This window comes from Phenylobacterium sp. (assembly GCF_037138395.1).
GTDB lineage: Bacteria > Pseudomonadota > Alphaproteobacteria > Caulobacterales > Caulobacteraceae > Phenylobacterium.
In genome coordinates this window covers 1-4,232 of the sequence record NZ_JBAXIM010000188.1, presented here as the reverse complement: position 1 = coordinate 4,232, position 4,232 = coordinate 1, and the positions used below count along the sequence as shown (strand labels likewise).

The window sequence follows — 4,232 nt, the reverse complement described above, 5'->3', positions numbered from 1 at the left end:
CACGTGCCCTGGCGCGAGGACCTGGTGGGCGACCCCGAGACCGCCGTCATCGCCTCCGGGGTGGTGACCTCCCTGCTCGACCACTGCTGCGGCATGGCCATCACCGCCGCCACGGGCGAGCGGCGGCCCACCGCCACCCTCGACCTTCGCATCGACTACATGCGCCCTGCCGCCTCCCGGGCGGGCGTCACGGTGGAGGCGCACTGCTATCACATGACCCGGTCCATCGCCTTCGTGCGCGCCCATGCCTGGGACGCCGACCCAGCCGATCCCATCGCCACAGCCCAGGCCGCCTTCATGCTGGCTGGCCCCGTTGGCCCCGGGACGGGAGGCGCGGCGTGACCCCCGAGGACCACCTGAAGGCCTTCCTGGCGCGGGCGCCCTACATCCGCTTCCTGGGCATGACCGCCGAGCTGGCCGGCGACGAGCTGACCGGGATCCTGCCCTTCTTGCCCCACCTGATCGGCAATACCCTCCTGCCGGCCCTGCACGGCGGGGTGATTGGCGGCTTCCTGGAGATGACCGCCCTGGCCCAGCTGGCGGTGACCCAGTCCACGCCCCGGGTGCACAAGACCATCGACGTGACCATCGAGTACCTGCGCCCGGGCCGGGCCCTGACCACCTATGCTCGGGCCGACCTGCGCAAGGTGGGCCGCCGGATCGCCAACGTCCACGTGGAGGCCTGGCAGGAAGCCCGCAGCCAGCCCATCGCCGCCCTCCGCGGCCACTTCATGCTGGCGGAGGACTAGGCCGAGGTTGCGGGTCGACCTAGACCGGACTAAGTCTAGTGGACTAAGTTTGGAGGCGTCGACGTGAAGACGGTCAACATGCACGAGGCCAAGACCCACCTCTCCCGCCTGGTCGAGGAAGCGGTCCAGGGCGAGGGCTTCGTCATCGCCCGGGCGGGAAAGCCTCTTGTTAAGGTGACTGCGGTCGACGCGCCTCCCGGCCCGGCATCGCGGATCGGCTTCCTTCCCGGCCTGCGCTTTCCGGAAGACTTCGACGACCTTGGCCACGACGAGATCACCGGCCTCTTCGAAGGTGACCTTTGAACCTCCTCCTCGACACCCACGTCCTGCTGAAGGCGGCGAAGGGCGACGATTTGAGCGCCGGGCTGCGTAAACTTCTCGAGGATCAAGCAAACCGGTTGGTCTTCAGTGCGGCGAGCATCTGGGAGATCGCGATCAAGTCAGGCCTCGGAAGGCCGGACTTCGATGTGCCGCCTGGCGTCTTCCGACGGGGTCTCCTGGAGGCCGGATACGAAGAGCTACCGGTCACGGGCGCGCACGCCGCCGCCCTTCAGGGGCTTCCGGCCCTGCATCGGGACCCGTTTGACCGGATCCTCGTCGCCCAGGCCATGGTGGAGAGCCTGACCCTCCTGACAGCGGACCGGACGATCCTGACCTATCCCGGACCCATTCTCGCGGCGCCCTGACCCTGGGCGGGCCTCGCCCGCCTCATCCCGCCTTCGCCGCCAGGGCCTTCTGCTCGGCCTGGACCTGTTCGAGGAGGGCCTTCGCCTGGACCTCGGCGGCGGGGTCCTTGCGGTTGCGGGCGTCGATGAGGGCGGCGGTGGCCTCCATCTCGCGCACTGGCAGGAGGTGGTTGTCGTCAGTGGCCTTGAAGGGGCCGGTCTGGATGGCCCGCATGACCTGCCTCTGGCGCCTGGCCTCGTCAGTGTCACCGACCCCATAGGAGAAGATGAAGTCGCGGATCTTCGCCTTGAGGGCTGGGTCCAGGTCCTTGCGCCAGATCATCGGGTCCTCGGGCAGGGTCGGTGAGCGCCAGACCACCTCGATATTGGCCACCGCCTTCTGCGCCGTCTCGGTCTTCTGGTCGGCCAGGCGGGCGATGGACTGGGAATTGTTGGTGGCGGCATCCAGCTGGCCCATGGACACGGCGAAGAGGTTGGCCTCGTGGTTGGCGCTGCGCACGGTCTTGAAGCAGGTCTCCGGGCGGATGTTGCGCGGGCCGAACAGCCAGGTCATGGGCGCCAGCGTCCCTGAGGTCGACTTGGCGTCGCCCATGGCGAAGTTAAGGGTCCGGTCACAGGCCAGGATGCGGTCCAGGGTCAGGCCCGAGCCCTTCTTCACCACGATCACGGCCTGGTAGCCGTCGGGCCCCTCGGGCTTGGTGGTGCGGGCGAAGACCTCGCCGCCGGACCGGCGAACGGCCTCCAGGCCCGACTGGTTGGTGAACCAGCCTACATCGGTCTGCTGAAAGCGCATGGCCTCGATCAGGGCCGTGTAGTTGGTCCCGTAGAAGGGCTCGATCTTCAGGCCCGTGGCCTTTTCCATGTCGGCGAGAAAGGGGGTCCAGGCGCCCTGGGCGGCCTGGATGTTCTCGGTGGACATGATGGAGAAGCGCAAGGTCCCTGGCGGCGGTCCGGCGGGCGCCTTGGGCTGGCAGGCGGCCAGGACAAGACCAGCGACGAGAAGAAGGGCAAGGCGGGCGGATGGCATGGGCGGGCTCCGGCGCCGGAGGCTCGGGCGCGCTGTCGGGCGACTTCATGCCCGTTTCGGCGCGCTCCGCAAGGCGCCGCCGGCGCGCTGCGGGCTTGAGGACGACGACAAGGAAGGCTAACGCCCCTTCATGCCCGTTCCCACTGACCTGTCCCGGCTTGCCCTGCCCGCCCGTGAGGCCCGATCCTGGCCCTTCGAGCAGGCCCGCCTCCTGCTTGACCGCATCCTGCGCCTGCGCCTCGACGACGCCGGCCGCGACCTGGCCGCCGCCCTCCTGGCCCAGGGCCGCCCGGACGAGGCCGTCACCGCCCTGCCGGCCCTGCGCGAACCCGTCATCTTCCAGTGCGGCTACGGCGCCTCGGGCCTGCCGCACATGGGCACCTTCGGCGAGGCCGCCCGTCCGACCATGGTGCGCACCGCCTTCCGCGCCCTGACGGGCGACGCCATCCCCACCCGGCTGATCGTCTTCTCCGACGACATGGACGGCTTCCGGAAGATCCCCGACAACGTGCCCAACCGCGAGGCTCTGGAGCTGGACCGGGACAAGCCGGTGACCAGCGTCCGGGACCCCTTCGGCCTCTACGAGAGCTTCGGCGCCCACAACAATGCCCGCCTGCGCGCCTTCCTCGATGGCTTTGGCTTCGACTACGACTTCAAGTCCTCCACCGAGACCTACCGGTCCGGCGAGCTGGACGCGGTGCTCCTGAAGGTGCTGGAGCGCTTCGACGCCATCCAGGGGGTCATGCTGCCCACCCTGGGCGAGGAGCGGCGGGCCACCTATTCGCCCTTCCTGCCCATCAGCCCCAAGACCGGCCGGGTCCTGCAGGTCCCCACCCTGGAGCGCAAGGTCGAGGCCGGGACCCTCGTCTTCCGGGACGAGGACGGGACCCTGACCGAGACCCCGGTGACCGGCGGTCATGTGAAGCTGCAGTGGCGCCCCGACTGGGCGGCCCGCTGGGTGGCCCTGGGGGTCGACTACGAGATGTCCGGCAAGGACCTGGTGGATTCCGTCCGGGTATCCAACAAGGTGGCGAAGATCCTCGGCGGCGAGCCCCCCGAGGCCTTTCACTACGAGCTCTTCATGGACGAGAACAACCAGAAGATCTCCAAGTCCAAGGGCAATGGCCTGACCATGGAGGCGTGGCTGCGCTACGGCGCCCCCGAGAGCCTCGCCTACTACATGTACCAGTCGCCCAAGTCGGCCAAGCGGCTCTATTTCGACGTCATCCCCAAGGCGACGGACGAGTACCTGCAGCAGCTGGACGCCTACAACCGGGTCGCCGCCGAGACCAATGCGCCGGCCATCGACAACCCCGCCTGGCATGTCCACACCGGCGCGCCGCCGGCGACGGGCTCGCCCCTGTCCTTCTCCCTGCTCCTGAACCTGGTGTCGGCGGCCGACGCCTCGACCAAGGACATCCTGTGGGGCTTCATCGCCCGCTACATGCCGGGCGCCGACGCCGCCAGCCAGCCCCTGCTGGACCGCCTGTCCGATTACGCGATCCACTATTACGAGGACTTCGTGAAGCCCTCGAAGCGGTTCCGCGCGCCGGACGAGCGCGAGCGCGCCGCCATGGCCGACCTCGCCGCCCGGCTGAGGGCCCTGCCCGCCGGCTGCCAGGACGCCGAGCTTATCCAGGCAGAGGTCTACGAGGCGGGCAAGGCGGCGGGCTTCGAGCCGCTTCGTCTCTGGTTCGGCGCCCTCTACGAGGTGCTGCTGGGCCAGAGCCAGGGCCCACGCTTCGGCTCCTTCGCCGCCATCTTCGGCCT

6 protein-coding genes are annotated in these 4,232 nt (G+C 69.2%); 5 read left to right on the top strand and 1 reads right to left on the bottom strand.

What is annotated here, in order from left to right; all coding sequences use genetic code 11:
• The 4 genes from WCJ52_RS11900 to WCJ52_RS11885 form a co-directional block, all read left to right on the top strand.
• Positions 1 to 342 (top strand): PaaI family thioesterase (locus WCJ52_RS11900; RefSeq protein ID WP_336903523.1); only part of this gene is annotated, 342 nt, incomplete at its 5' end.
• Positions 339 to 749 carry a PaaI family thioesterase gene (locus WCJ52_RS11895; RefSeq protein ID WP_336903522.1) on the top strand — a complete coding sequence of 137 codons (411 nt, stop codon included), beginning with the start codon at positions 339 to 341 and terminating at the stop codon, positions 747 to 749. The genes WCJ52_RS11900 and WCJ52_RS11895, both read left to right, overlap by 4 nt.
• Before the next feature lie 63 nt (positions 750 to 812).
• Positions 813 to 1,052: a type II toxin-antitoxin system prevent-host-death family antitoxin gene (locus tag WCJ52_RS11890; RefSeq protein WP_336903521.1), complete on the top strand. Its 240-nt coding sequence runs from the start codon at positions 813 to 815 to the stop codon at positions 1,050 to 1,052.
• Complete coding sequence (locus tag WCJ52_RS11885; RefSeq protein WP_336903520.1) at positions 1,049 to 1,435, top strand: type II toxin-antitoxin system VapC family toxin; 387 nt, start codon at positions 1,049 to 1,051, stop codon at positions 1,433 to 1,435. Before WCJ52_RS11890 ends, WCJ52_RS11885 begins: the two co-directional genes overlap by 4 nt.
• Positions 1,436 to 1,457: 22 nt before the next feature.
• Here the strand turns inward: WCJ52_RS11885 and phnD are convergent, their stop codons facing one another.
• Positions 1,458 to 2,462, bottom strand: coding sequence for a phosphate/phosphite/phosphonate ABC transporter substrate-binding protein (gene phnD, locus WCJ52_RS11880; RefSeq protein ID WP_336903519.1), 1,005 nt, complete (start codon positions 2,460 to 2,462; stop codon positions 1,458 to 1,460).
• A gap of 130 nt (positions 2,463 to 2,592) precedes the next feature.
• On the opposite strand from phnD, the gene WCJ52_RS11875 reads away from it, so the two are divergent.
• On the top strand, positions 2,593 to 4,232 hold a 1,640-nt coding region (locus WCJ52_RS11875), incomplete at its 3' end, for a lysine--tRNA ligase (RefSeq protein ID WP_336903518.1).

Coding starts and splice junctions, on each gene's coding strand:
- phnD (WP_336903519.1), bottom strand. CDS start 2,462: ATGCCATCCGCCCGCCTTGCCCTTCTTCTCGTCGCTGGTCTTGTCCTG.